Annotated in this window: 3 protein-coding genes; all 3 read left to right on the top strand. The window is 63.2% G+C overall.

Going from position 1 to position 3,074, the window contains the following annotated elements; genetic code table 11:
* The first annotated feature begins 277 nt into the window (after positions 1-277).
* Complete coding sequence (locus tag ACY5KJ_RS17400; RefSeq protein ID WP_462188549.1) at positions 278-511, top strand: type II toxin-antitoxin system Phd/YefM family antitoxin; 234 nt, start codon at positions 278-280, stop codon at positions 509-511.
* A complete protein-coding gene (locus tag ACY5KJ_RS17395; protein WP_462188550.1) occupies positions 508-933 on the top strand; it encodes a PIN domain-containing protein in 426 nt (141 codons plus the stop codon). Before ACY5KJ_RS17400 ends, ACY5KJ_RS17395 begins: the two co-directional genes overlap by 4 nt.
* A 1,071-nt stretch (positions 934-2,004) precedes the next feature.
* Complete coding sequence (locus ACY5KJ_RS17390; protein WP_462203864.1) at positions 2,005-2,985, top strand: terpene synthase family protein; 981 nt, start codon at positions 2,005-2,007, stop codon at positions 2,983-2,985.
* Positions 2,986-3,074 lie beyond the last annotated feature (89 nt).

Here is a 3,074-nt window from a genome sequence, read left to right as displayed (position 1 = left end):
TTTCATTTCGACTCCTAAGCACGGTACCACTTGAAGCCTGTGAGATCTGGAGTGAAAAAGTCAAGGGGCGACTGCTCAGATCGACCTTGCCGGCGGCGAGGGTTCATCCTGGATGGTCACCAGGTCTGGTGAGCAAGCCGGTCGCCCGGCCGCGCGGCAGGGTCACGCGACCCTGGTCACATCGAAGGGCGCGAGCTGGCTTCAGCGGTTGGCCGCGCGAACGACGTTCGGCGCATATTGTAGGTACGTACCTACCAGGGGGGTGATCGTGGTGACCATGGTCTCATCGCGAGAGTTCAACCGTGACGTGAGCGCGGTCAAGCGGGCTGCCGCCAGCGGTCCGGTGATCATTACGGATCACGGTCGGCCGTCACACGTCCTGCTGTCGTTCGCCGACTACCAGCGGCTCACCGGAACCGCGGGCAGCCTGGGAGACGCGTTCGTTCTGGAGGAGGAGATCGACTTCGAGCCCCTACAGCCGTGGGACTCGCTGCGCGAGGTCGACCTGTGAGCTTCCTACTCGACACCAACGTCATCTCCGAGCTCCGTAAGCCCGCGAAACGCCGCGAGGACCGCTTCAACGGCTGGGCCGCGGCCCTGTCACCATCGGATACCTTCCTCTCCGTCATCACCCTGCTAGAGCTGCGGGCTGGCATTGAGAACAAGCGACGGCACGATGCCCGACAGGCGGCCGTCCTGGACTCATGGCTCGATCAGAACGTGCTCCCGGCATACGCAGGCCGGCTGCTCGACGCCGATCAGGTCGTCGCCGGCTCGGCGGCGCGACTTCACGTGCCCGACCGGCGCCCAGCCCACGACGCGCTCATCGCCGCCACGGCCCAGGTGCACAGCCTCACGCTCGTCACCCGCAACGAGGCCGACTTCGCCGCCATGGGCGTCTCACTCGTCAACCCTTGGACCTCCCAGCTGTAAGCAGGTCCCGAAGCTGGGCGGCACAGAACCTCTGGCGGTAGGACCGGGCACACTCATGTCTTCGGCAGCGTGATCGGTCGCAACGGCACCACCTGAGGACCCTCTAACGGACCACGACCGAGGTGTCCTCCATAACGGCCCGAATCCGCGACATGAGACTTCGCACTTCTGGGATCATCGTGGTACCTGGATCTGATAGGACGTGGTTCCCCTGACCTGGAGGCGCAGAAGTGTCCGAAACCGCCAGATGTCCGGAAAAGTTGTTCTATCCCATAGATGATGTTCCGGTAGGTGCGGTCACCGCGCATCACCCCCGGTCAGGGCACGTGTCGTGACCGGACGGACAGTGATTTCAGGGCCAGCGACCAAGATCAAACGGTTTGGATGCTGGTACACAAGGTCCACCACGCTCCGTAGTCAGTCTCTAGCCTAGTCAAATAGGTTATATCCATCAGTTGGGTTAGTCTGCATCGCTCCGTAGGTGCAGGTCAGGTGCAGGTCAGGTCAGCGGGCCTGGGAAGCCGGTTCGTACAATGCCGGGCTTCCCGATCTCACCGGCTCCAACGGTGACTGCCGGTTCCGAGCTCGGGTCGCCTGGCGTCGGTGCTTGTCGCCCGAGTGTCTGTCTGCCGGGCGCCGAACAGGCGGGCGAAGTTTGGCAGTCTCGCGAGTTCATACCGGATCTTGTCTCAAAGATCTTGACAGGTTTCCGCTGGCCTTGCCGGATTTCGTGGTCGTGCGACCGCGGAACCTGACACATTAGGTCGGCGGCGGGGTCTCCCGGGGCTGGGGAAGTGACTTCAACAATCCCGACCCTGCCGGGTGACCCCGTTGCTTGTGCGTGCACCCCATTTCCCGTCACGGTCCGTCATCCTGACCGGGCGCAGCCCACCACCAGCCTTGACTATCACCCCTGCGCTCTGACCTGCGATTATGATTTCTCCCCAGCCCTGAGCTCCTCCTCGGAGCAGCCTTCAACCCCCTTGACTCCAAGAGCACTCGACGCCGCGCCTCAGAAAAGCGACAACGATCCATGATCACCATCCTTACCAGGAGACAGGTCGAGACGCGATGAATGGCGAGCAGATCCTCACAGTGCACGAAGCTGCGCGCTCCTGGCAGCCGAACGAGAACGCTGCCGAAGCCCTGGCGCACACCGTCGAATGGCTCACCTGCTTCCAGGTCTGCACACCCCGGGCCGAGAGGTACGCCACGCTTTCGGCCTGGGTATACCCTCTGGCCCCGCTGCCGGAGCTGGAACTCGCTTACGACATCCACGCCTTCTTCCGGATCTACGACGACTTCACTGACGATCTCGTGGCGGACATCAGCCGCATCAACGTCATCAGCGCGGAGCTCACCGGGATTCTCTACGGGAGACCCGCGAAGTCCCCCATGGGGATGATCTTCCATGACCTGTGGGCGCGGCAGATCGCCAGCTCGCCGGACCAGTGGGTGGCTCGGGTCAGCGAGCACTGGGAATGGTACTTCAACACGCAGGCCACTTATGCGGCGATGCGGGACCGGCGGATGGACACGACGGTCGAAGAGTACTTGGAACTACGCTTGGGAAACGGCGCGGTGCCGCTGTGCCTGGTGTTCGGCGAGAAGATGAATTTCACCTATCTGGCGCCGCACATCCACCACTGTACCCAGCTGCGACTGCTGCGCAGGCTGGCCAGCGACATCATCGTGTACTGCAACGACGTCTACTCCTCGGTCCGCGACGCGAAGCGTGACGACCCGCGCAACCTGATCGCGATCATCCGCGACCAGGACGGCTGCGATTGGCAAGAGGCAAGAGCCCGTTGCGAGCAGGAGATGCGGACGCTCGACCAGTCGATACACACCACAAAGCAGCGCCTTGACACGGCCTTCGACGTGCTGCAGTTCACCGACGCAGAACGCGCCCAGGTCCGGATGGGTGCGAGGATCGTCGACGACTGGAACTGGGGTTACCAGGTGTGGGCCGCCGTCAACGAACTGTTGATGGATACGGATCCGCCGCGCGAGGAGATCTCTCGCATGCTGACCTCGCCGCAGGCGGTCTGACGGCGCGTCGGAAACAAAAGAGTAGCGCCCGGGAGCGATTCCCGGGCGCCGCTCGGCGGTACGTCAGCCGACCGTGAACCCCTAGGGCC

This window comes from Frankia sp. CcWB3 (assembly GCF_977927595.1).
The sequence above is the reverse complement of the archived record's forward strand: the minus strand, read 5'-3'. Positions and strand labels throughout refer to the sequence as shown.